The 23,338-nt window shown below is 44.8% G+C and carries 21 protein-coding genes; 10 read left to right on the forward strand and 11 right to left on the reverse strand.

Annotated elements, in window-relative coordinates; all coding sequences use genetic code 11:
- Positions 1-443: 443 nt before the first annotated feature.
- The 6 genes from C9I89_RS22575 to oppF all read left to right on the forward strand — a co-directional run bounded on the left by C9I89_RS22575 (position 444) and on the right by oppF (position 6,611).
- Complete coding sequence (locus C9I89_RS22575; RefSeq protein ID WP_170107728.1) at positions 444-611, forward strand: hypothetical protein; 168 nt, start codon at positions 444-446, stop codon at positions 609-611.
- A gap of 460 nt (positions 612-1,071) precedes the next feature.
- Positions 1,072-2,703: an ABC transporter substrate-binding protein gene (locus tag C9I89_RS17175; RefSeq protein ID WP_107284548.1), complete on the forward strand. Its 1,632-nt coding sequence runs from the start codon at positions 1,072-1,074 to the stop codon at positions 2,701-2,703.
- A 91-nt stretch (positions 2,704-2,794) separates the two neighbouring features.
- Positions 2,795-3,715 (forward strand): oligopeptide ABC transporter permease OppB, encoded by a 921-nt coding sequence (gene oppB, locus C9I89_RS17180; protein WP_107284549.1) that lies wholly within the window; start codon positions 2,795-2,797, stop codon positions 3,713-3,715.
- Between the two features lie 14 nt (positions 3,716-3,729).
- The gene (oppC, locus tag C9I89_RS17185) at positions 3,730-4,641 is read left to right on the forward strand and encodes an oligopeptide ABC transporter permease OppC (RefSeq protein ID WP_107284579.1); all 912 of its coding nucleotides are present in this window, start codon (positions 3,730-3,732) and stop codon (positions 4,639-4,641) included.
- Positions 4,642-4,656: 15 nt separating this feature from the next.
- Positions 4,657-5,622, forward strand: coding sequence for an ABC transporter ATP-binding protein (gene oppD, locus C9I89_RS17190; protein WP_107284550.1), 966 nt, complete (start codon positions 4,657-4,659; stop codon positions 5,620-5,622).
- Complete coding sequence (gene oppF, locus C9I89_RS17195) at positions 5,622-6,611, forward strand: murein tripeptide/oligopeptide ABC transporter ATP binding protein OppF (RefSeq protein ID WP_107284551.1); 990 nt, start codon at positions 5,622-5,624, stop codon at positions 6,609-6,611. Before oppD ends, oppF begins: the two co-directional genes overlap by 1 nt.
- A 110-nt stretch (positions 6,612-6,721) precedes the next feature.
- Here the strand turns inward: oppF and C9I89_RS17200 are convergent, their stop codons facing one another.
- The 7 genes from C9I89_RS17200 to rluE form a co-directional block, all read right to left on the reverse strand.
- Positions 6,722-7,855: a ribosomal protein uL16 3-hydroxylase gene (locus C9I89_RS17200; protein WP_107284552.1), complete on the reverse strand. Its 1,134-nt coding sequence runs from the start codon at positions 7,853-7,855 to the stop codon at positions 6,722-6,724.
- Positions 7,856-8,111: 256 nt separating this feature from the next.
- Positions 8,112-9,257, reverse strand: coding sequence for an NADH:flavorubredoxin reductase NorW (gene norW / locus C9I89_RS17205; RefSeq protein WP_107284553.1), 1,146 nt, complete (start codon positions 9,255-9,257; stop codon positions 8,112-8,114).
- A 10-nt stretch (positions 9,258-9,267) separates the two neighbouring features.
- The gene (norV, locus tag C9I89_RS17210) at positions 9,268-10,749 is read right to left on the reverse strand and encodes an anaerobic nitric oxide reductase flavorubredoxin (RefSeq protein ID WP_107284580.1); all 1,482 of its coding nucleotides are present in this window, start codon (positions 10,747-10,749) and stop codon (positions 9,268-9,270) included.
- 247 nt (positions 10,750-10,996) lie between these two features.
- Positions 10,997-12,364 (reverse strand): adenylosuccinate lyase, encoded by a 1,368-nt coding sequence (gene purB, locus C9I89_RS17215; protein ID WP_107284554.1) that lies wholly within the window; start codon positions 12,362-12,364, stop codon positions 10,997-10,999.
- Between the two features lie 141 nt (positions 12,365-12,505).
- Positions 12,506-13,123 carry a high frequency lysogenization protein HflD gene (gene hflD / locus C9I89_RS17220; protein ID WP_107284555.1) on the reverse strand — a complete coding sequence of 206 codons (618 nt, stop codon included), beginning with the start codon at positions 13,121-13,123 and terminating at the stop codon, positions 12,506-12,508.
- A gap of 14 nt (positions 13,124-13,137) precedes the next feature.
- Positions 13,138-14,253: a tRNA 2-thiouridine(34) synthase MnmA gene (mnmA, locus tag C9I89_RS17225; protein ID WP_107284556.1), complete on the reverse strand. Its 1,116-nt coding sequence runs from the start codon at positions 14,251-14,253 to the stop codon at positions 13,138-13,140.
- Between the two features lie 316 nt (positions 14,254-14,569).
- Positions 14,570-15,220: a 23S rRNA pseudouridine(2457) synthase RluE gene (rluE, locus tag C9I89_RS17230; RefSeq protein ID WP_107284557.1), complete on the reverse strand. Its 651-nt coding sequence runs from the start codon at positions 15,218-15,220 to the stop codon at positions 14,570-14,572.
- Positions 15,221-15,362: 142 nt separating this feature from the next.
- Between rluE and icd the strand changes: the two genes are divergently transcribed.
- Positions 15,363-16,616, forward strand: coding sequence for an NADP-dependent isocitrate dehydrogenase (gene icd, locus C9I89_RS17235; protein ID WP_107284558.1), 1,254 nt, complete (start codon positions 15,363-15,365; stop codon positions 16,614-16,616).
- Between the two features lie 333 nt (positions 16,617-16,949).
- On the opposite strand, the gene cspD is transcribed toward icd, so the two are convergent.
- Entirely contained in the window at positions 16,950-17,171 is a 222-nt protein-coding gene (cspD, locus tag C9I89_RS17240; protein ID WP_107284559.1) for a cold shock domain-containing protein CspD, read from the reverse strand.
- Positions 17,172-18,154: 983 nt separating this feature from the next.
- Here cspD and clpS point away from each other — a divergent pair.
- Both clpS and clpA read left to right on the forward strand, forming a co-directional pair.
- Entirely contained in the window at positions 18,155-18,475 is a 321-nt protein-coding gene (clpS, locus tag C9I89_RS17245; protein ID WP_107284560.1) for an ATP-dependent Clp protease adapter ClpS, read from the forward strand.
- Positions 18,476-18,522: 47 nt separating this feature from the next.
- Positions 18,523-20,787, forward strand: a complete 2,265-nt coding sequence (gene clpA, locus C9I89_RS17250) for an ATP-dependent Clp protease ATP-binding subunit ClpA (protein WP_107284561.1) — start codon at positions 18,523-18,525, stop codon at positions 20,785-20,787.
- Between the two features lie 170 nt (positions 20,788-20,957).
- Here clpA and infA read toward each other — a convergent pair whose 3' ends face one another.
- The 3 genes from infA to aat all read right to left on the reverse strand — a co-directional run bounded on the left by infA (position 20,958) and on the right by aat (position 22,807).
- Positions 20,958-21,176 (reverse strand): translation initiation factor IF-1, encoded by a 219-nt coding sequence (gene infA, locus C9I89_RS17255; protein ID WP_006231244.1) that lies wholly within the window; start codon positions 21,174-21,176, stop codon positions 20,958-20,960.
- 216 nt (positions 21,177-21,392) lie between these two features.
- Positions 21,393-22,085, reverse strand: coding sequence for an arginyltransferase (locus tag C9I89_RS17260; RefSeq protein ID WP_107284562.1), 693 nt, complete (start codon positions 22,083-22,085; stop codon positions 21,393-21,395).
- A gap of 8 nt (positions 22,086-22,093) precedes the next feature.
- On the reverse strand, positions 22,094-22,807 hold the full coding sequence (gene aat, locus C9I89_RS17265; protein ID WP_107284563.1) for a leucyl/phenylalanyl-tRNA--protein transferase: 714 nt from the start codon (positions 22,805-22,807) through the stop codon (positions 22,094-22,096).
- 50 nt (positions 22,808-22,857) lie between these two features.
- On the opposite strand from aat, the gene C9I89_RS17270 reads away from it, so the two are divergent.
- Positions 22,858-23,316, forward strand: a complete 459-nt coding sequence (locus tag C9I89_RS17270) for an outer membrane lipoprotein (protein ID WP_107284564.1) — start codon at positions 22,858-22,860, stop codon at positions 23,314-23,316.
- The last annotated feature ends 22 nt before the right edge of the window (positions 23,317-23,338 follow it).

Below are 23,338 nucleotides of genomic sequence, written 5' to 3' on the forward strand. Positions count from 1 at the left end.
TTTCACTTTTTGAATCGCCTTTAGTACTACGTGCTGGTGGCACATAACCGTGACGGACTCGGGATGGACTTGGACGTGAGAAGCAACCTGCTGGTCTCATATATTAACTCTCAAGATACAACGGAACGGGAACGGACTATTGAATGTTCAACCTAATTTGATGCGATCAGATTACCCCTTTCAATATAAATAATTCTAACGCGATTAACGTGTTGCAGATACTTGAAAAGTGTTAAAAAACAGCCTTGTGAAAAGTTAATCTATCAGTGTTTTTTTTATTCGGTTTCGTTATTAAAACGTAGTGCAGAGCTTCTGTGAGGCAGAGTGGGAATTTATGTGCCATATTTACTTGGCACATAAATTTTATTGCAAAGTGCTTTAGATGATGACTGTGCGTAACAGATTATTTTATCAAACTTGCTGAATTTGACAGCGGAGGGTTCATGAAACATAGGCGTGTATCGAATAAGAAAATCAAGCAGATGCTTAATGAAATTGGCATTGGGAATGATCTCGACAAAGACGATGATCAACAGCTTCTGCTGGAAAAAAGACAGCAATCAGTCAGCCCGGATAAACAGGTTTTTGACATAGACAGCGAGAATAAATAATTCTCCCCCATCTTTAAAAGCGCTCCTCGTGAGCGTTTTTTTATGCGTGTACATCAAGTTATTGGTTTTTTGTTATTGACTCTCACGGTCTTTGTTGGGTTGCTAAGTTGTTTGTGCTGATTATTTGTGTAAACATGCGGTTATTTATTCCTAATATGAATATTATCAGCTTTTTTGGCGGATATTTCTCTATAACCTGGTTTTTATAATAGAAAGGCCCAGATACTTCTTTTTGGGTGGTGGTTAATGCTGGGTAACTAATGATTATTAAGGGTAATATCTCTTTTTGTAATGGGTTTGTGGCAAATTACTTCAATGCCTGTTAAAGTTGCGAGCTATTCTTCGGTTTGTTCTGTGTCGTTTCACATAAATAATGCAATCATTGTTGTTGATTGCAGTTGTATGAACACCAACTGAAGAACGTCATGGATGCAATGAAATTATGTATTGGAGTTAATGCATGTATAAAAATAAAATCACTCAGGCGTTACTAATTAGCGCAAGTCTGACAGTCGCTGCCACTTCTTTTTCTGCTCTGGCTGCTGAGGTTCCTGAGGGTGTCAAGCTTGCTGCGAAACAGGAATTAGTTCGTGGTAATGGTACTGAAGTCGCCTCACTCGATCCCCACAAAACCGAAGGTGTGCCAGAATCTCACGTTATTCGTGACCTTCTTGAAGGTCTGGTAAACCAAGACGGTGACGGTAAGACCGTACCTGGTGTAGCTGAAAGCTGGGAAACAACCGATAACCGCACATTTATCTTCCACCTGCGTAAAGATGCGAAGTGGTCAAATGGCGATCCGGTTACAGCAAGCGACTTTGTTTACAGCTTCAAGCGTGCAGTCGATCCGGCAACGGCATCACCTTATTCATGGTACCTGGAAATGACGACCATGAAGAACGCAGCACAGATCATTGCAGGTAAAGCCGAGAAAGAAACACTGGGTGTTACTGCGGTAGATGCAAATACGCTAAAAATTGAGCTGGAATCAGCCGTACCATATTTTGTCATGATGATGGGCCACACAACAATGAAGCCTGTTAATCAAAAAGTGGTTGAGAAATTCGGTGACGATTGGACGAAGCCAGAAAACTTTGTCGGTAACGGTGCTTACGTTCTTGATAAGTGGGTTGTGAATGAACGTATTGTTCTAAAAAACAACCCTCAGTACTGGGATAACGAAAAGACAGTTATCAAGCAGGTAACCTTCTTACCGATTGAAAACCAAGTTGCCGAGATGAACCGCTTCCTTGCGGGTGAAATCGATATTACCAACGAACTGCCGAATGAACACTTCCGTCGCCTGCAGAAAGAGCATGCGGAAGAGGTAACCATTCGGGGTAACCTGTGTTCGTACTACTACGGCTTTAATAATGCTAAAGCGCCATTTGATGATGTTCGTGTACGTAAGGCGCTATCTTACGCAATCGATCGTGACATCATTACTAAAGCGCTACTAGGTCAAGGTCAGAAATCAGGATACTTCCTAACACCAGAAATTACCGCTAACTTTAACCCAGTGATGCCTGATTACGGTAAGCTAACTCAGAAAGAGCGTAACGCGAAAGCGAAAGAGCTTCTGGCTGAGGCAGGGTTTGATAGCAGTAATCCGCTAGAGTTTACACTGCTTTATAACACTTCTGAGAACCACAAGAAGCTAGCAGTTGCTATCGCATCTATGTGGAAGAAAAATCTGGGCGCTAAAGCTAACCTGGAAAACCAAGAGTGGAAAACCTACTTGGATAACCGCCGTCAAGGCAACTTCGATGTTACCCGTGCCGGCTGGTGTGGTGACTACAACGAAGCATCCAGCTTCCTTTCTCTAATGCAGAGCAACAACAGCTCTAACGATCCTAAATATCATAGCAAAGCATATGACAGCATCATGGAAAAAGCACTTAACTCAACCTCAGAAACTGAGCGTGAGCAGCTTTACGTTGATGCAGAAAAACTGCTGGCTAAAGATATGCCGATTGCTCCTATCTACCAATATGTGAAAGCGCGTCTGGTAAACCCTAAAGTTGGCGGTTTCCCTGCAAATAACGCAGAAGACAAACTCTTCACTAAAGATATGTACATCATTGCTGACTAATAAACAGCAAGATATATAACAATACTAACGCTACACCCTATGGCTAGGGTGTAGCGCTTTCTGTCACAGATAAAAAATAACGGTACAGTTTATGATTAAATTCGTAGCTAAACGGATATTTGAAGCAATACCGACGCTGTTGGTATTAATCACTATTTCGTTTTTCCTGATGCGCTTTGCGCCTGGTAACCCTTTTTCGAGTGAGCGTCCGCTTCCTCCTGAGGTTATGGCAAATATCGAAGCGAAATATGGCTTAGATAAGCCGGTGTTTGAACAATACACCACTTATCTGGGTAATATCATTCAAGGTGATTTTGGCCCATCTTTCAAATACAAAGATTTCACCGTAAATGAATTGGTAGTTAAAGCACTGCCTGTATCTGCAAAAATCGGCTTTTTCGCCTTTATTTTTGCACTTGTGATGGGGGTAACTGTCGGCACCCTTGCCGCATTGAAGCAAAATACGTGGTTAGACTACACCATTATGTCAACTGCAATGGCCGGGGTGGTGATGCCATCCTTTATATTGGCACCAGTACTTATATATATATTCTCCATTAATCTAGGTTGGCTTCCTGCTGGTGGCTGGCAAGACGGCTCTATGAAGTTCTTACTGCTGCCGATGTTTGGTATGTCACTGTTGTATGTGGCCACTTTTGCCCGTATTACCCGTGGTAGCATGATTGAAACCCTGAACAGTAACTTCATTCGTACCGCGCGTGCGAAAGGTTTGAGCTATCCGTATATCATCGTAAAACACGCACTGCGACCAGCATTGCTACCGGTTGTCTCTTATATGGGGCCGGCATTCGTTGGTATCATCACCGGTTCCGTGGTTATTGAAACCATTTTCGGCTTGCCGGGTATCGGCAAACTCTTTGTTAACGCTGCCTTTAACCGCGATTACTCACTGGTTCTTGGTATCACTATTCTTATTGGTACGCTGACCATTATCTTCAATGCCATTGTTGATATCGTATTAGCGTATATCGATCCGAAAATTCGTTACTAAGAGGCCTTACGATGATATTAACTAAAAAAGACAATGTAGAGGCTATCGAAAAATTTTCAGAGAATCTGGAAATTGAAGGTCGCAGCCTGTGGCAAGATGCGCGTACTCGATTTATGCGCAACAGAGCGGCAATGATGAGTTTAACCATTCTGTTTCTGATCACATTGGCTGTTGTATTTGGTCCGATGTTAAGTAGCTATGCCTTTGATGACACTGACTGGTATGCCTTGCATGCCGCGCCAAGCTTTGGCGAGGAAGGTCACTTCTTTGGAACCGATAGCCTGGGACGTGATTTATATACCCGTACCTTAATTGGCGGTCGTATTTCACTGATGGTTGGTATCTTAGGTGCGTTAGTTGCCGTCGTTATCGGTACCCTTTACGGTGCAACCTCTGGTTTTATCGGCGGTCGTACTGACCGCGTGATGATGCGTATTCTTGAAATTCTGTATTCCATTCCATTCATGTTCTTCGTGATTGTTCTGGTGACCTTTTTTGGCCGGAATATCATGCTTATCTTTGTGGCGATTGGTGCGATTTCCTGGCTGGATATGGCGCGTATTGTTCGTGGCCAGACCCTGTCTCTCCGTAGCAAAGAGTTCATCGAAGCTGCACATGTATCAGGTGTTAGCCGCTGGAGAATTATCACTCGCCATATCGTACCAAACGTTTTAGGTATTGTTGCCGTGTACTCAACCCTGCTGGTACCGCAAATGATCCTGACTGAATCATTCTTAAGTTTCCTCGGTCTTGGTGTTCAAGAGCCAATGACGAGCTGGGGGGCTTTGCTCCAAGAAGGTTCGCAAACCATGGAAGTTGCCCTGTGGCAGTTAATGTTCCCGGCTGCATTTATGGTTGTAACCCTGTTCTGCTTTAACTATGTGGGTGACGGTTTACGTGACGCACTAGATCCAAAAGACAGATAATTATAGGAAGTTATTATGAGCTTATTAGATGTCAAAGATCTACGCGTAGAATTTACAACACAAGATGGTATCGTCACCGCGGTTAACGATCTGAATTTTTCTCTTAATCTGGGGGAAACCCTAGGTATTGTTGGCGAATCTGGTTCAGGTAAAAGCCAGACCGTATTCGCGATCATGGGTCTGCTTGCTAAGAACGGTATTATTAGCGGCAGTGCAAAATTTGAAGGCCGTGAAATTCTGAATTTGTCAGAAAAAGAACTGAATAAAGTTCGTGCTGAACAAATTGCAATGATTTTCCAAGACCCAATGACTTCTCTCAACCCTTACATGAAAGTAAGCGATCAGCTTATGGAAGTGTTAATGCTGCACAAAGGCATGGGTAAGAAAGAAGCGTTTGAAGAAAGTGTACGTATGTTGGATGCGGTAAAGATCCCTGAAGCCCGCCAGCGTATTACGATGTATCCCCACGAGTTCTCTGGTGGTATGCGTCAGCGTGTAATGATTGCGATGGCATTGTTATGCCGTCCTAAGCTGCTGATTGCCGATGAACCAACGACAGCATTAGATGTAACGGTTCAAGCACAGATAATGGAAATGTTGAACGATCTGAAAAAGGACTTCAATACATCGATCATTATGATCACTCATGATCTGGGCGTAGTCGCAGGCAGCTGTGACAAGGTATTGGTGATGTACGCGGGTCGTACCATGGAATATGGCAAAATCGATGAGATTTTCTATAAACCATCTCATCCATATACTGAAGGTCTGCTAAGAGCTATTCCACGTTTGGATACGGAAGGCGAAGAACTGCCGACGATTCCAGGCAACCCACCAAACCTGTTGCGCTTGCCTGTTGGTTGTCCATACCAGGATCGCTGCCATCGTGTTACTAGTCGATGCTCGCAGGAAGCACCTGAATTGAAAGCGTTTACTGAAGGACGTTTACGTGCTTGTTTTTCTGATGTGGGGACGTGGTAATGGATGCACAAAAAAACCTATTGTTAGATATTAAAAATCTGAAAGTTCATTTTAATATTGCGCCAAAATCAGCATGGCCCTGGACTAAGCCTTTAAAGCTTAAGGCGGTTGATGGTGTTGATATTCGCCTTTATGAAGGTGAAACCTTAGGGGTAGTGGGTGAGTCAGGCTGCGGTAAATCGACGTTTGCTCGTGCGGTTATCGGTCTGGTAGAAGCTACCGATGGTAACGTTGTATGGCTGGGGCAGGATTTAACCAAGCTCGATCATGTCAACATGCGTGAAAAGCGCAAAGAGATTCAGATGATTTTCCAAGATCCGCTGGCATCGCTGAACCCGCGTATGACGGTGGGAGAAATCATTGCTGAGCCATTGAAAGCCTTCTATCCGGAACTCGCAGCTGACGATGTTAAAGCGCAGGTAAAAGAGATGATGACAAAGGTAGGTTTGCTACCGAATGTGATCAACCGTTATCCGCATGAATTCTCTGGTGGCCAGTGTCAGCGTATTGGTATTGCACGAGCACTGATTTTAAAGCCTAAAATGATCATTTGTGATGAGCCGGTATCGGCATTGGATGTATCGATTCAGGCCCAGGTGGTAAACCTGTTGAAATCATTACAGAAAGAAATGGGTCTTAGCCTGATTTTCATCGCTCACGATTTGTCTGTGGTTAAACATATTTCTGACCGTGTGTTGGTGATGTACCTGGGTAATGCCGTAGAAATGGGTGAGAGTAAAGCGCTGTTCGCTGAGCCTAAACACCCTTATACCAAAGCATTAATGTCAGCAGTGCCTATCCCTGATCCTGAACTGGAAAGAAATAAGCATATTCAAATGCTTGAAGGTGAACTTCCTTCGCCGATTAATCCACCATCGGGTTGCGTATTCCGTACTCGTTGCCCACAAGCAATGGAGTCATGCGCACAAAATAAGCCTGAACTACGAGGTGACGAAGTTCATGCGGTTTCATGTCTGCATGTACACTAGTTTAAGCCTGTGACAGGCTTTAAGCGCGGTGTAAAAGCCGCGCTTTTTTTATACTTCCATTACTTAATTGCTGAGGCAAGATAGTTGACTGTCTCAATATACTGATAACGCTATTCTACCGGATACCAGTAACCCAGGTTGATGAGTTGTGTCAGCAAGGCGAGGAAGGCCGGATTATCAAGTTGCTTACCCAGCAATGTTAATGTGAGTTGCTCTTCATCACACAGGCACTTAGCCGCAGCTTTACACTCTTCAGGCAGTTCAAAACGCTCCCCGTTAATATAAAGCACATATGGTTTCTCAGGATGATAAAAAGCGCGTAAGCCACCTAAGCGCTTAAATGCTTCGCCATCTTCTAAAAACTGGTATGTTTCACCGTTCTGCCAGGGTGGTTCCGATGCAATGATATCCAGATCATGACGGCTTTGGCTTAAATACTCACCCATCCATTGCTTCATCAGCTGAGGGTGATCCAGCAGGCTGCGCAGCATGGCTTCCAGATCGGTATATTCAGCCTCTAGAATCGCACCGCAGTTATTGCGAGCTGGCAGGGAAGGGTTATGGTAATGCACATCACCAATATTATTGGCGATGACAAAGTCAGCAAAACTGCTTAACAATTCCTGCTTCTTCGGTGATCTGAATCCAACGGAAAAGCTCATTGCGGTTTCTGTGGCGTAACCGTCATGAGGAAATCCCGGCGGAATATATAAAATATCTCCAGGTTCAAGGATCTCATCGATAATAGGATCAAAGCCTTTAATTTGTCGGAGCGCAGGATGATGAAGTTCTTCCTCGTAGTTGTCATCCTTTGGCCCTACACGCCAGTGGCGCTTTCCCGAACCTTGAATAATAAATACATCGTATTGATCGATATGGGGGCCAACGCCACCGCCTGGGGTGGAGTAGCTAATCATTAAGTCATCAAATAACCAGTTCGGTAACTGGCGGAAAGGCGTGACGAGTTGTGCAGCCCCTTCGTGCCAGTGGTTGGCAGCCTGAACGACAAATGACCAATGATCTTCCGGTGTATTTTCAAATGTTAGCGGGCCATGGTGGACTTCCCATTCCGTACCTATTTGGGCGACATAACGGGAATCGACCTCTTCTTCCATGGCTAAACCCGCTAGTTCATCCGGGCTTATCGGATCGATAAAGTCTTTAAATCCACCTTTAATGACCGTGGGCTTTTTTTGCCAGAATTCGGCAAGAAATTCATCAAATGAGAATGTGAACTGGTACATGTACAGACTTTTGATTGCTGAGCCGAGTAATTATTATACCACTGGATGCTTAGCAAAATTGAATTTATTCTGAATATATGAACTGGGTTATTTACGTTGCTGATAGCAAGGGTAAGAGAATGTTTATTCGACGGGATGACTGCAGTTACAGTCTTTGTTACGGGAGCTAAAAAAAGAGGCAAAGAATGCCTCTTAAAGTGAATTCCATTTCAGCTCTTGTCATCTAAGAACAGAGCAAGCAGTGTCGACTTAAAAATTACTCAGCGGGTAATAGTCGCAATAAAGGGAAGGCGGCTTTATGTTGATCGTGACTGACAACAAATCCGACTAACTGAGCGGTTTCCTTATCAAAAGCTTTAGCTATCAGGCCATTTGATTCCGTAACGACTTCCCACGACAGATCTTTCCTTACCGTGTTGCCAGACATGTGGAGTGGTAACCAGGGCGTTTTGGCCTTAATCAGACTAGCCGGAAGACGAACCGGGGTCGGGGAGCCCAATAGTGTCTTTGCCAGTGCCATAGCACTTAACATGGCCGGCTGTATGAAAGCCCGAACTTTCCCTTCCAGCTCAGCGCAATCACCTAACGCATAGACGTTCGACGCCGATGTTTGCATTATCCGATCAACCGTTATTCCCCGGTCAGTTTCAATCCCCGTTTTTTTTGCCAACCCAATATTGGGTTTCAGACCCATAGCCGCAATCACCGCATCTGTTTTGATATGCTCACTACCGGAAAGTGAAACAACCAGTTCCTGGTGGTGACGGTTGATAGCGGTCACGTTGGAGTTGAGTCGGATTTGCACGCCTTTCCCGTGCATCTCCTGAAATAATCCGGCACTAATAAATGGCGGTAGCAGTGTCGGCATCAGGCTTGATGCCCTATCACATAAGGTGACGCTCTTGCCCGAGCTCGCCAGATCCATCGCGATTTCCGTGCCGATCAAACCAGCTCCCAGCACCAGAACAGATTTTGCACAAGCCAGTTTGTCCTGCTGCTGTTCATATTCGGTCAGGCTGTTTAACGTCACAATCTCGTCGATGGCATTTCCTGCAAACGCTGGAACCAATGCCGATGCCCCTGTTGCTAATACTAGCTCGGAGTAGGTAATCGCATTATCGCCGTAATGCACTGTCTGGCTATCGGTATCGATAGATTCAATCAGAGTATTGTTGATTAATAGAATGTTATTATCTGCCGCGAATTCACAGGCAGATTGTCTGATCAGATCATTAGCTGTTTGCTGCTTGCTGAATACATGGCTGATCTCGGGCTTAGAGTACTCATTACCGCTATCGGCAGTAATGACGGTAATCGGGGTATCAGCATTTAGCTTCCGCAATGATTTCACTAACTGGTAAGCGGCAAAGCCGCTCCCAATAATTACAATGTGCTTGTCCATGATCTTCGTTTTACTCCGTTGGTTCGAATACTTCTTTACCGATGCCACATTCAGGGCAAAGGAAATAGTCTGGTACTTCGTACCACGGTGTCTTCGGTTCAACATCCTGGTTAGGCTCACCGAATTCAGGGTCGTAAACCCACTGACAAACAGTACAAATCATTTTCTGATCTTGCTCAGTAGTAACAGAGTGACTGGTATCCGTTTTTTCTGACTCCGAACGAGAGATAGTCACTGTTTTTGGTTGTGTTGAACCTGTAGCGGTAACCCCTGCTTCTGCCTGCTTTGGTAGCGGCTGAAGTGCCCATTCGCGCGCAATTTTGCGGCCATGTTCGCGGCATGTTTCCAGTGCATTTGAGTCTGGTCGCCATTTTGTTTTAAGGCTAACAGTGGTAAAGAAACCGGCATCCGTTAAGCGGGCATGAATACGGTCAACAGCACCGCCATTCCAGCCGTAGCTGCCAAAAGCCCCCGCTTTTTTTGCTTTAAAGCGCAGGCCGGTAATTTCTTCTAGCATGCCGGCAACTTTAGGCATCATCACGTTGTTCATTGTTGATGAGCCGACTAATACACCTTTAGAGCCGAAGACATGGGTCAAAATTTCATTCTTATCATGACGTGAGACGTTGAATATTTTTACCGCCACATTAGGATCCGCTTCGGTGATCCCCTGGGCGATACCATCAGCCATCATACGGGTGTTATTTGACATAGAGTCATAGAAGATTGTGATTTTGTCTTCTTTATACTCATCAGCCCATTCAAGATATTTTTCAATGATCTGAGTAGGGTTGTCACGCCAAATCACACCGTGAGAGGTGGCAACCATATCAACAGGCAGATTAAAGCCAAGTACCTCGTGGATCTTCGCGGTTACCAGCGGGCTAAATGGTGTCAGAATGTTTGCGTAATAGCGCAGGCATTGTTCCATTAACTCGTTTTGCTCTACTTCATCATTGAACAGGCGCTCATCGCAGTAATGCTGACCAAACGCGTCGTTACTAAATAACACCGCATCTTCTGTCATATAAGTCATCATGCTGTCAGGCCAGTGCAGCATAGGAGTTTCAATAAAGACCAGTGACTTGCCATTACCAATATCAATACTGTCGCCCGTTTTGACGGTATTGAAATTCCATTCCGGATGGTGGTGATGACCGGTAATGGAGTCAATCGCATTTTCAGTACAGTAAATAGGGGTGTTTGGGATCTTGCTCATCAGAACAGATAATGCACCGGCATGATCTTCTTCCGCGTGATTGATCACGATAAGATCAATTTCGTTCAGGTCGATCTCTTGCTCAAGTTGTTGGATGAAATCGTAGCTAAACTTATGATCAACGGTATCAATTAACACGTTTTTACCTTCACGGATCAGGTAACTGTTATAGCTCGTTCCTTTTAATGTTTTATATTCTGTGCCGTGGAAATCTCGAACTTCCCAGTCGCGTTGACCAACCCAGTGAATATTGTTCTTAACGTGAATAGACATATCATTAACCTGCACTTTGCTTAACATGTATTTTGATTGCATGTTATATCCAGGAAAGACTTCTTGCAATGCTAAAGTAGTATAAATTATACATGTTATAAATATATTATTGATATATATGGTTTATTTTCAATAAAAGCTTTTTCAGTCTTTGCTGCTACAGAGGGCGGATAAGAATAGGGGGGGATAATGAATGAAAAAGGGCCGGCAAAAATGCCAGCCCATTTCGTAATGATATTTGAAAGAATTACAGCTTGTCAGTGAGCTTAATTGCGTCACCGATGTAGTTAGCCGGTGTCATTTCTTTCAGACGTGCTTTCTCGTGCTCAGGCAGCTCAAGACCATCGATGAAGGTACGCATGCCTTCGCCATCCACACGCTTGCCGCGAGTCAGCTCTTTCAGCTTCTCGTATGGTTTTTCGATGCCGTAGCGACGCATAACCGTTTGTACAGGCTCAGCCAGAACTTCCCAGTTCTTGTCCAGTTCAGCTTCTAGTGCTGCCCGGTTTACTTCCAGCTTGCTGATACCTTTCAGTGTCGAAGTATAAGCAATGATTGCGTAGCCACAGCCTACACCCAGGTTACGTAAAACGGTTGAGTCAGTCAGATCACGCTGCCAGCGGGAAACAGGCAGTTTCTGGGCAAGGTGAGAGAACAGCGCGTTAGCCAGACCCAGGTTACCTTCAGAGTTCTCGAAGTCGATCGGGTTTACTTTGTGCGGCATCGTTGAAGAGCCGATTTCGCCCGCGATTGTTCTTTGCTTGAAGTGACCCAGAGCAATGTAGCCCCAAACGTCACGGTCAAAGTCCAGAAGAATAGTATTGAAACGAGCAAACGCATCAAACAGCTCAGCAATATAATCATGCGGTTCGATTTGCGTTGTATACGGGTTCCAGGTAATGCCAAGAGATGTGACGAACTCTTCGCTGTACTGGTGCCAGTCGATTTCTGGGTAAGCAGAAATGTGAGCGTTGTAGTTACCTACCGCACCGTTGATTTTACCCAGAATTTCAACGTTTGCGATTTGCTTGAACTGACGTTCCATACGGTACGCCACGTTGGCCATTTCTTTGCCCATCGTCGATGGAGAAGCGGGCTGGCCGTGGGTACGGGAAAGTAATGGAATGTCGCGGTATTCGTTCGCAAGGCCTTTGATTGCATCGATAACGTTGCGGATCTCTGGCTGCATCACTTTTTCACGCGCTTCATTAAGCATTAGCGCGTGAGACAGGTTGTTGATGTCTTCAGAAGTACAGGCAAAGTGAATGAATTCATTGACAGCGTGTAGTTCTGGTACTTCTGCAACTTTCTCTTTCAGGAAGTATTCAACAGCTTTAACGTCGTGGTTAGTCGTACGCTCGATTGTTTTTATACGTAGTGCATCTTCTTCGCTAAATTCAGCAGCGATGCGATCTAAAAACTGATTTGCTTCATCACTGAACGCAGGAACTTCGACGATAGCATCAGTAGCGGCTAGTTTTTGTAACCAACGGACTTCAACAATAGTGCGATATTTTAGCAGACCAAATTCGCTGAAAATGCTGCGAAGTGCACTTGTTTTACTTCCGTAACGGCCGTCTACCGGGGAAACAGCAGTCAATGCTGACAGTTCCATGTTGTCTCTCTCCTGATATTGATGAGGTTAGAACAGTATGTGTAATAAATCCTGAATAGCTATTCACTCAGATGAACAGCTAAGGATATCGATTAATAAACTACATTATGGCTTATCACATAAGCGGATAAGCCAGTAAAATTAACAGCGAGCGAGTAAGATTTTTGCTTGCTCAACCATTTGCTTGCGACCGAAGATCAGGTGACGACGTTTGCCGCCGACCTGGCGCCAAAGTACGGCACTTCGTACAGCAGCTAAAAGCAAAGCGCGTACTTTATGCTGCACTTGTGGTTGTTGAAGATGCGCAGGTGTACCGGTTACCTGAATTCTTGGGCCGAGAGGGCTGATAATATCCAGATAGATACTGGCAAGATTACTTACCATTTGATCATCTAATAACTCGTAATGACCAGTTTGACGTTTTATGGTATCAATACGATCACCCAGCTGCGCCATGCTGTCACGTCGGCCGGATAGCTTGCGTTCCAGTGCCATAACGCTAACCAGATAACGCGTAATTTCATTACCTGATGGCGTGTTATCTATTTCGGTCGCTAAGGTTTCAAGACCAAGTTTCAGGTTGGCCTCATTACCATAAATTTCAACAGTATTTGAAGGATCTGTTACAGAGATACTGTTCAGACACGCTTCCAGTTCATTGCTGTCACAAGTGCCGTCACGGGCGATTTTTTGAACAAGCTTTATAGCCTGACAAATACCGGCAAATGCGATAGTTCGGTCATACAGAGTGTGTGCCACGAGTGACTGCTCCTTTAGATTCGCTGCTCAATAATACCGCCGCCAAGGCAGATCTCATCTTGATAAAATACTGCGGACTGACCTGGAGTAACCGCAATTTGAGGCTCATCGAAAATCACTTTGATGTTCTCATCATCCACAGGGATAATTGTGCAAGGAATATCTTGCTGACGGTAACGGGTTTTTACGGTGCAAGCCATTGGTTCGCGAATTGGCTGACGATCAACCCAGTGTAGCTGAGAGGCCATTAAACCATTCGATTTAAGGCGTGGGTGATCTTTACCCTGTCCAACAACCAGTACGTTACGCTCAACATCTTTATCGACAACGTACCATGCATCTTCATTGCCGCCACCGCCTTTCTGACCACCGATATGCAGACCTTTACGCTGACCCAGAGTGTGGTACATCAGGCCCTGGTGCTCGCCAATCACTTTGCCTTCATCTGCCGTCTCGATATTTCCTGGCTGAGCCGGAAGGTACTTACTTAAAAACTCAGTGAATTTACGCTCACCGATAAAGCAGATACCGGTTGAATCTTTTTTCTTCGCCGTGATCAGATCTTGCTCTTCTGCAATACGGCGTACTTCTGGTTTTTCCAGTTCACCAACCGGGAACAGGCTGCGCGCAATTTGTTCATGGCTAAGGGTATACAGGAAGTAGCTCTGATCTTTGTTGGTGTCTACACCGCGTAACATCTGTGGCTTTTCGCCTTCACCTGTCGGGAAGCTACGGCGTGTGTAGTGACCCATAGCAATGTAATCAGCTTCCAGAACTTCATCGGCGAACTCCAGGAAGGCTTTGAATTTGATCTCTTTGTTGCAAAGGATATCCGGGTTAGGTGTACGACCTGCTTTATATTCAGCCAGAAAGTACTCGAACACGTTGTCCCAGTATTCTGCTGCAAAGTTAATCGTATGAAGGTGGATCCCTAGCTTGTCACATACAGCTTGCGCATCAGCGAGATCTTCTGCGGCAGAGCAGTATTCTTCATTATCGTCTTCTTCCCAGTTCTTCATAAACAGGCCTTCAACCTGATAGCCCTGTTGAAGCAATAAGTAAGCTGATACGGAAGAGTCAACGCCGCCGGACATGCCGACAATGACTTTTTTCTGGCTGTTATCTGACATATTTCTCTTAAGTCGCTAGTAGTGATAAGAGTGTAATTCTAACAGAAAGCTTAGGGACGAAACAGACCGAGAGCAGAATCACACTTTAATAATTTTATCGTACTGAAAAAACGACAATATGCTGTATGAATAAGTCTTTATGATAAAGACGTAACGCCTTACACCACAACAAAGCAAACGTTTGCTAATTGCTGGCAATAATAGTTGAACACGCATGCAATGTGTAGCTTTTTATGTGTGGAGTCGTGATAAAAACCGGTCAGAAAATACCGGCAGCGAACGCTACCGGCAAGCAATGATTATTTAGTCGCAGGGGTTAATGGTCAGTTGTCGGCATCAAAGTAACTTCACGCCACTCGCCGGGCGCCAGATCATTAACTGTCCAGTCAGCCATCTTGTAGCGGATCAGGCGCAAGGTAGGAAAACCGATATGAGCAGTCATACGACGTACCTGGCGATTCCGGCCTTCTCTTAACGTTATCGCAAGCCAGGTTGTCGGTATGTTTTTGCGTTCACGAATCGGTGGATTACGATCCCATATTTCAGGATGAGTAATACGCTCAATATCTGCTGGTAGGGTTGGCCCGTCATTTAAGGTTACCCCTTTACGGAGTTGCTCCAGATCGTCATCGCTCGGAACGCCCTCGACCTGCGCCCAATAGATTTTAGGTGACTTAGATTTTGGCTGAGTTAAGCGTGCCTGAAGTACGCCATCGTTAGTTAATACCAACAAACCTTCGCTGTCTTTATCTAACCGTCCGGCAGGATAGATGTCTTTTACCGGGATGAAATCAGCCAGTGTTTTATCGCCAGGCTCACCGGAAAACTGAGTCAAAACATTGAATGGTTTGTTAAATAAAATGATCTTTTGCGGACCGCGAGGGCGCTTTGGTTTATGCAGCTTTCTTGATGCTCTGCGCTCATTGTTGGACCGTTGAGTTTGACGATAGGAGGTGTTTGGCTTCATAGGTAGCGTGCTGTACTGGGGATTGGTAATTTCGACTGGCCGATTATACGCTAAAAAAACTCAATTGGCGTGTTGATAAAATTTCAAGTATGATTTGCGCGCATCTTACAAAAAGATAACAAATGGACGCTAGGAGATTTAAATGGATAGTAAAGTAGTTGTACCAGCTGAAGGTCAAAAAATTACACTTGACGCAAACGGTAAGCTGGTCGTTCCTAACAACCCGATCATTCCATACATTGAAGGTGATGGTATTGGTGTTGATGTAAGCCCTGCAATGATCAAAGTTGTCGATGCGGCAGTAAAAAAAGCGTACGCTGGCGACCGTAAAATTGAGTGGATGGAAATCTACACAGGTGAGAAATCAACTCAGGTGTATGGTGAAGACGCGTGGTTACCGCAAGAAACTTTAGATTTCATTCGTGAATATAAAGTGGCTATTAAAGGCCCGTTAACGACGCCAGTTGGCGGTGGTATTCGCTCTCTAAATGTTGCCCTGCGCCAAGAACTTGATCTGTACATCTGTGCACGTCCGGTTCGTTACTTCGAAGGCGTACCAAGCCCGGTTAAACAACCTGAACTGACAGACATGGTTATCTACCGTGAAAACTCAGAAGATATCTACGCCGGCGTTGAATTCCAGGCTGGCACTGCAGAAGCAGATAAAGTAATTAAATTCCTGCAAGACGAAATGGGCGCAACGAAAATCCGCTTTCCGCAGCAGTGTGGTATCGGTATCAAGCCTGTTTCTGAGGAAGGTACTAAGCGTCTGATCCGCGCAGCTCTTCAGTATACAATCGATAATGACCGTGACTCACTAACGCTGGTTCACAAAGGGAATATTATGAAGTTCACCGAAGGTGCCTTCAAAGATTGGGGTTACGAAGTCGCATTGCAAGAGTTTGGAGCTGAGCTATTGGACGGTGGTCCATGGATGACACTGAAGAATCCAAACACTGGCAAAGAGATCATTATTAAAGACTGTATCGCAGATGCATTCCTGCAACAGATCCTGCTTCGTCCTGCTGAGTACGATGTTATTGCGACAATGAACCTCAACGGTGACTACATTTCGGATGCACTTGCCGCTCAGGTTGGTGGTATTGGTATTGCTCCTGGTGCAAACATCGGTGATGGCGTAGCTCTATTTGAAGCCACTCATGGTACCGCGCCGAAGTATGCCGGTCAGGATAAAGTAAACCCTGGCTCACTCATTCTTTCTGCGGAAATGATGCTTCGCCATATGGGCTGGACTGAGGCTGCTGATCTCATCATCAGCGCGACAGAAGCTGCCATTAGCAATAAGACGGTAACTTATGATTTTGAGCGCCTGATGGAAGGTGCAACGCTTCGTAAGTGCTCTGAGTTTGCTAACGATATTATTGAGCAGATGTAAAAATTCATTTTTTACTCTCGTGAGATGTAAAGGGCTCAGCTTCGGCTGGGCCTTTTTGTATGTATTTCAACCAGTCGGGTGCAATAGATTGAACTTGTTAATAAATATGTTAATAATAACGGCGGGTTTATTCACTTTTTATTCAGTGAGCAGGAAGGCCTGATTTTTTGCTATTGATGCATTACGCAAGTAAAACTGAGATGAGAAATAGATCATTTAAATGTACGTAAGTTTGCATTGTAAATGCAGCTTAGTAGGAAGGTCGGGTCGTTTGATAAAAAAAGGCGAGCACATTGCTCACCCTTAGGATTTGATGCGATTTACCGTTGACGATTATTTTGCAGTATCACCGTCGAGCGGGACTATCTCGCTGGCATGGAAACCTTTAGGACCAGTTTGAACATGATAGTTGACCTGCTGGCCAGCTTTTAGTGTTCGATACCCATCCATCTGGATAGTTGAATAGTGTGCAAAGATATCACCATCACCCCCTTCAGGGCAGATGAAACCAAAACCTTTGGCGTTATTGAACCATTTAACCGTACCTGTTGCCATGCTTTACATCCCTCTTGCATTCAAGTTCCATTCTGCATTAGTTAGCAAGGCTCCTCCTCGAACTCCTGCATACTAATGCTATTTGATGCAGTTTATATCTACTACAGGTTACACTTTAGTAAAAAGTACTAGACAGTCAAGTGCATATTGTAACATTTGGATAAAATCTTTTTTTATCAGCCTGGATACAGTAAGCGCTTGAACAAATGACGACGGTGAAATCGTAAGCTTCGCCTCCCACACCCCGCGCCATATGGGGCCTGAGCCGATAATCAAGGACCGTCCAGAATCACCACGCTCAAATAAAATCATATTTGGTATCTATTTATTGCATGTGCGCTACTTTTCGCTATTTGTGACGGACTCGATATTTAATGGCGTGAGTATAAGCCATCCACAGAAAGCGCAGCTCCCCACGAGCCGCAAAGCCAGAAGATTCGCAGGGCTGCGGGATAGTAAGGTGTTTGAAACGGGTGATTAATCATTTGGTGAAATTTCAGAGAATGATTTTTTTACTACTTCAGGTTAAAGAGTTCGATGACGATACTGACATAAGTTTTAACGTGTTGATATTAATAGTCAATTTTTCTCTTTACTAGCGGGAGTGTATTGAACAGGTGAGTATTTAATTAAATTCGTGAAGTCAGATAAAACAAGGGCTAGTCGGAATTTGTCAAAAATGAAAACCTGAAATCGTGGAAATAGTTAATGCCGTTAAGAATCAGATTAAGCTGGCACTTGTCGACCAGTTTATGAAAAACGTGGCCATATTGACTGTTTTAACAGGCCTAAACAGCTAGATGTTACTGTAAAAATTAATTTGGTCGTAGCCACCTTAGATTTGCTGGAATACAATTGGTGGATTAGTGTTGATGTATAGGTAGAGAAAAAGTGTCGCCATTTTGTCGCCATGGATTTATGCATTGAACTTTAAGTTGTTGTTAATAAATGGCATTTGGATTCTTTAGCTATAAGATGAGATTATGAGTAAGTTATATGAATGGATTATTCCTGAGTCAGATGTATTAGATGAGGAAAAAACTCAGGTTAAACCACCATCGATGTATAAAGTTATTTTAAACAATGATGATTACACTCCGATGGATTTTGTGATAGAAGTGTTACAGAAGTTCTTCTCCATGGATCTGGAGAAAGCCACACAGTTGATGCTTTCTGTACATTATGAAGGGAAAGCAATTTGCGGAACCTTCACCGCTGAAGTCGCTGAAACGAAAGTGGCACAAGTGATGATGTATGCAAGGGAGCATGAACATCCGCTACTGTGTACTATGGAGAAAGCTTAAACTTTTTCCGGCACGCCATATTGAGTGGTATTTAGGGGAGGTGCCTTATGCTAAATAAAGAACTTGAAGCCAGCTTGAACGGTGCATTTGCACGTGCGAGAGAAAAGCGCCATGAGTTTATGACCGTCGAGCATTTACTGTTGGCCTTACTAGAAAATGTCGCCGCTCAAGAAGCGCTGTTAGCGTGTCGCGCTGACCTAGATGTTTTACGGAAAGAGCTTGATTCATTCATCGAGCAGACCACACCTCTTATTCCTGTGGATGATGAGAGCCGTGAAACGCAACCAACACTAAGCTTCCAGCGTGTTCTGCAGCGCGCTGTGTTCCATGTTCAATCATCTGGTCGCAGCGAAGTCACGGGTGCTAATGTCCTTGTTGCTATTTTCAGCGAGCAAGAATCTCATGCCGCTTATCTACTTAAGAAAAGTGATATTAGCCGTTTAGACGTGGTCAATTTCATTTCGCACGGTACCGTCAAGGACAGTGACAATGATGATTTGGGTGGCTCAGATGTCGGGGGGGATGAACCTCGCGCTGAACAAGGCTCAGAAGACAAGCTGGAAAACTTTGCAACTAACCTGAATCAACTAGCCCGTGCTGGTGGTATTGATCCGTTAATTGGCCGTGATAGCGAACTTGAGCGTACCGTTCAGGTTCTGTGTCGCCGTCGAAAAAACAACCCATTACTGGTTGGTGAGGCCGGTGTCGGTAAAACCGCCATAGCTGAGGGGCTGGCATGGCGTATTGTTGAAGGCCAGGTTCCTGAAATTATTAAAGACTGTGTCATCTATTCGTTAGATATTGGTTCTTTGCTGGCAGGAACGAAATATCGTGGTGACTTCGAGAAGCGCTTTAAAGGCATTTTGAAACAGCTTGAAAAAGAAGATCACGCCGTTCTGTTCATTGATGAAATTCATACTATCATTGGTGCGGGTGCCGCGTCTGGCGGTCAGGTAGACGCCGCCAATCTCATCAAGCCTTTACTGAGCAGCGGTAAAATACGCTGCATGGGGTCAACAACCTATCAGGAATACAGCAATATTTTTGAGAAAGAGCGTGCGTTGGCTCGTCGTTTCCAGAAGATCGATGTTATTGAGCCTACGATCGATGACACCACTAAAATCTTGATGGGCCTGAAGCCTAAATACGAAGCACACCACGATGTACGCTATACCAATAAAGCGATTCGTGCGGCGGTCGAATTGTCGGCGAAATACATCAATGAACGTCACCTGCCTGATAAGGCGATTGATGTGATAGATGAAGCCGGTGCCCGTTGTCGTCTTGCGCCTGCGAGTCGCCGTAAGAAAACAGTTAACGTCAGTGACATCGAAGCGATGATCGCTAAAATGGCACGTATTCCCGAAAAATCAGTGTCATCGAGTGACCGTGATGTCCTGAAGAATCTGGATGGTAAGCTGAAGATGCTGGTGTTTGGTCAGGATCCTGCTATTGATGCGCTGACTGAAGCGATCAAGTTAAGTCGTGCCGGTTTGGGGGCTGAGAATAAACCTGTCGGTTCATTCCTGTTTGCGGGCCCTACCGGGGTGGGTAAAACGGAAGTAACCGTTCAGCTGGCACGCACTTTAGGTATTGAGTTGCTTCGTTTTGATATGTCGGAATATATGGAGCGTCATACCGTTAGCCGTTTGATTGGTGCGCCTCCTGGTTATGTCGGTTATGACCAAGGTGGGCTACTAACCGATGCCGTTATTAAGCAGCCGCACTCAGTCGTATTGCTCGATGAAATTGAAAAAGCGCACCCTGATGTCTTTAACTTGCTACTTCAGATAATGGATAACGGTACATTAACTGATAATAACGGACGTAAAGCAGATTTTCGTAATGTGATTTTTGTCATGACCACCAATGCCGGTGTGACGGAGACCGTACGTAAGTCGATTGGTTTGATTCAGCAAGATCACAGCCTTGATGCGATGTCGGAAATTAAGCGTGTGTTTACACCAGAATTCCGTAACCGATTAGATAGCATCATTTGGTTTAACAACCTTGATAAAGATGTTATTTCTCAAGTGGTCGATAAGTTCATTGTTGAGCTGCAAGCCCAACTCGATGCCCGTGGTGTTTCGATGGAAGTCTCTGATAGTGCTCGTGCCTGGCTGGCAGAGAAAGGGTATGACAAGACCATGGGGGCACGTCCGATGGCCCGCCTCATTCAAGACCGTCTCAAGAAGCCTTTGGCAAATGAATTGTTGTTCGGTTGCCTGGTAAACGGCGGTTCGGTACGTGTTGATTATATTAATGGCGAACTCGATTTCCAATTCAATAGTGAAATGGAACCTGCGCATTAAGCATTGCTTTTACCAACAATTGTTTCCAACAATACAAACGAAATAACCGCCTGAAAGGCGGTTATTTTTATCTGCCGATGTGATTGGTATTAGGTGAATACATAACAACAGGCAAAATAAAACCCGGCAACTGGCCGGGCTTCATAGTATTCTTTAATCTTGTTTCAAGATTAACGTGCGCGGAAGACGATGCGGCCTTTAGTCAGGTCGTACGGAGTCAGTTCCACGGTAACCTTGTCACCAGTCAGAATACGGATGTAGTTTTTACGCATTTTACCAGAGATGTGAGCGGTAACTACGTGACCGTTTTCCAGTTCAACGCGGAACATAGTGTTAGGCAGTGTATCTTGTACAGTACCTTGCATTTCAATTACGTCTTCTTTTGCCATTGAATCCTCTTAGGCTACCTGCCATTCTTCTGATCGGGCAGAATAATGCCTTTAAACTGTTTAAGTGTAAAGTTTAGGTCGCAATTCTACCCTTGCCAGTACTCTTTGTCAGCTTTTGTTACCGACTAAAGTTCATTTTATCCTGATTTTATCGAAATACATCTGTTAGGTAACGGTTAAGCGTATCAATTTCAGTCATGATGACGATGTAACTGGCTACTCTTGCCATCGTCCCTGAATTAATTTTTGGTGTGGCTTAAATCTGATTTTGTAATTCATCGCCTTGCAGGCATCAATCTGATAACCGGGGTAGAGCCATTTTCGTCCTGTCTGCTGGCAGTATTGAATCTGAAATAATATACACAGAGTACCTAGTGAAAATGTGGAATCGGGCTCGAAAAAACTATATACCGCGCTTAAGGCATCAACAAACACGTCAGTAACGGCAATGGCAATCAGGGTGTCGTCTTCATAGACGTGAAGAAAAAGAGTATCCATCCATTCTGCGGTACAGAAATCAAAGAACTGTTGTTTGTTCGCGGGATACATGGCGCCATCAGAATGACGTAAGCGGATGTACTTCTCATATAGCGTGAACCAGTTGTCATCTAACTTGGCTTTAAATTCCCAACGCAGTTTCTTCATCTGATTGAGCTGGCGCTTCTGACTTTTCGATGGTGTGAAATATTGGCAATCAACACGGATTGGGGTACAAGCCGTACATTGTTCGCACATGGGTTTATAGACAGCACAGCCGCTGCGACGATAGCCAGAGGCTAATAGTACGCTGTAACCCTTGGGTGAAAGCCAGTGTTGATCCATCACCACTCCCAATTGCTCTTGGTTGCCGGGTAAATAGTTACAATAAGAAAAGGGAGTTAAACCAATTCGTAAAGAGAGGTTATTCATAGACGCCTTTATTCTGATGGGAGCAGTAACTCTTGTGCTGTGTAACAGCCTATTTTAAGTATTGCATCTCTATCCCGATGCAATTGTTGCATGAACGGACGACGTTTAATTTCGATAGCACCTAATGATTCTAGATGGTCATTCATGATTTGGCAGTCGATTAAGGTACCGCCGTGCGCGGTGAAGTGGCGACAGAAAAACCATAGCGCGATCTTTGACGCATTGTCTGCCAGCGAGAACATCGATTCACCACAGAAGATTGTCCCGATTTGTAAGCCATACAGGCCTCCGACCAGCTTGCCCTGATCCCATACTTCGACTGAGTGGCAATAGCCGAGATTATGCATGACTTGATAAGCTTGTATCATACTGGTCGTTATCCAGGTGGCGTCCGGGCCTCGACTGGAGGCACATTGACGGATCACTTCATGACAGGCTTTATTCAGCGTGATTTGGTATCCTGACTTACGGTAAAATTTACGCAGGCTTTTGCTCGGTCTAAACTTGTCGGGGAGAAAGATCGCCCTGGGAGCAGGGCTCCACCATAAAATAGGCTCGCCATCAGAATACCAGGGGAAGATCCCTTGTCGATAAGCAGAAACCAAACGTTCAGGTCTTAAGTCTCCGCCGAAAGCCAGTAAGCCATTGGGATCGTCGAGTGCGGTTTCCGGGTTAGGGAAATGCGTATCAACCGGGTCTAATTCCGGCAGGTAAATAGCCATAGAAACTCAATTTTTTCAGTTTAGTATTAGGGCCTGTGGAGAAATTATATATGAGAACGTTGTTAATGTTACTGTTATTGCTGCCACTTACTTTAACGGCAGCACCATACAACCGTAATGAAGCCCGGACTGTTAACAAGATTGTCTTCGGCCAAGTTGATACTGTTCGCTATATCACCCAGCAAGAAGTGATTAACTCTCGGCACAATGGCTGGGAAACCTTATTAGGTGGCGTTGTGGGAGGCTTGATTGGTAATCAGTTTGGCGGAGGTACAGGCCGTGAGGTCGCAACTGCTGTCGGTGTCGTGGCCGGAGCCAGCATTGCGCATAATCGCCAGCCTGGTCAAACAGTAGTTGAATATCGCCTGGTGGAAATACTGATTAAAACCGATGACGGTAAATTGATTGATGTCATTCAGGATGTCGACCAGAGTATGATTTTTGGCCGGGGTGATAATGTGCGTATTCTCTATTTCAATGAGGGAGTACGGGTGGATAAGGTTTTTTAAGAGCGGTTCGATGGCCCTGAGG

This window comes from Photobacterium lipolyticum (genome assembly GCF_003026475.1).
Classification (GTDB): Bacteria; Pseudomonadota; Gammaproteobacteria; order Enterobacterales; family Vibrionaceae; genus Photobacterium; species Photobacterium lipolyticum.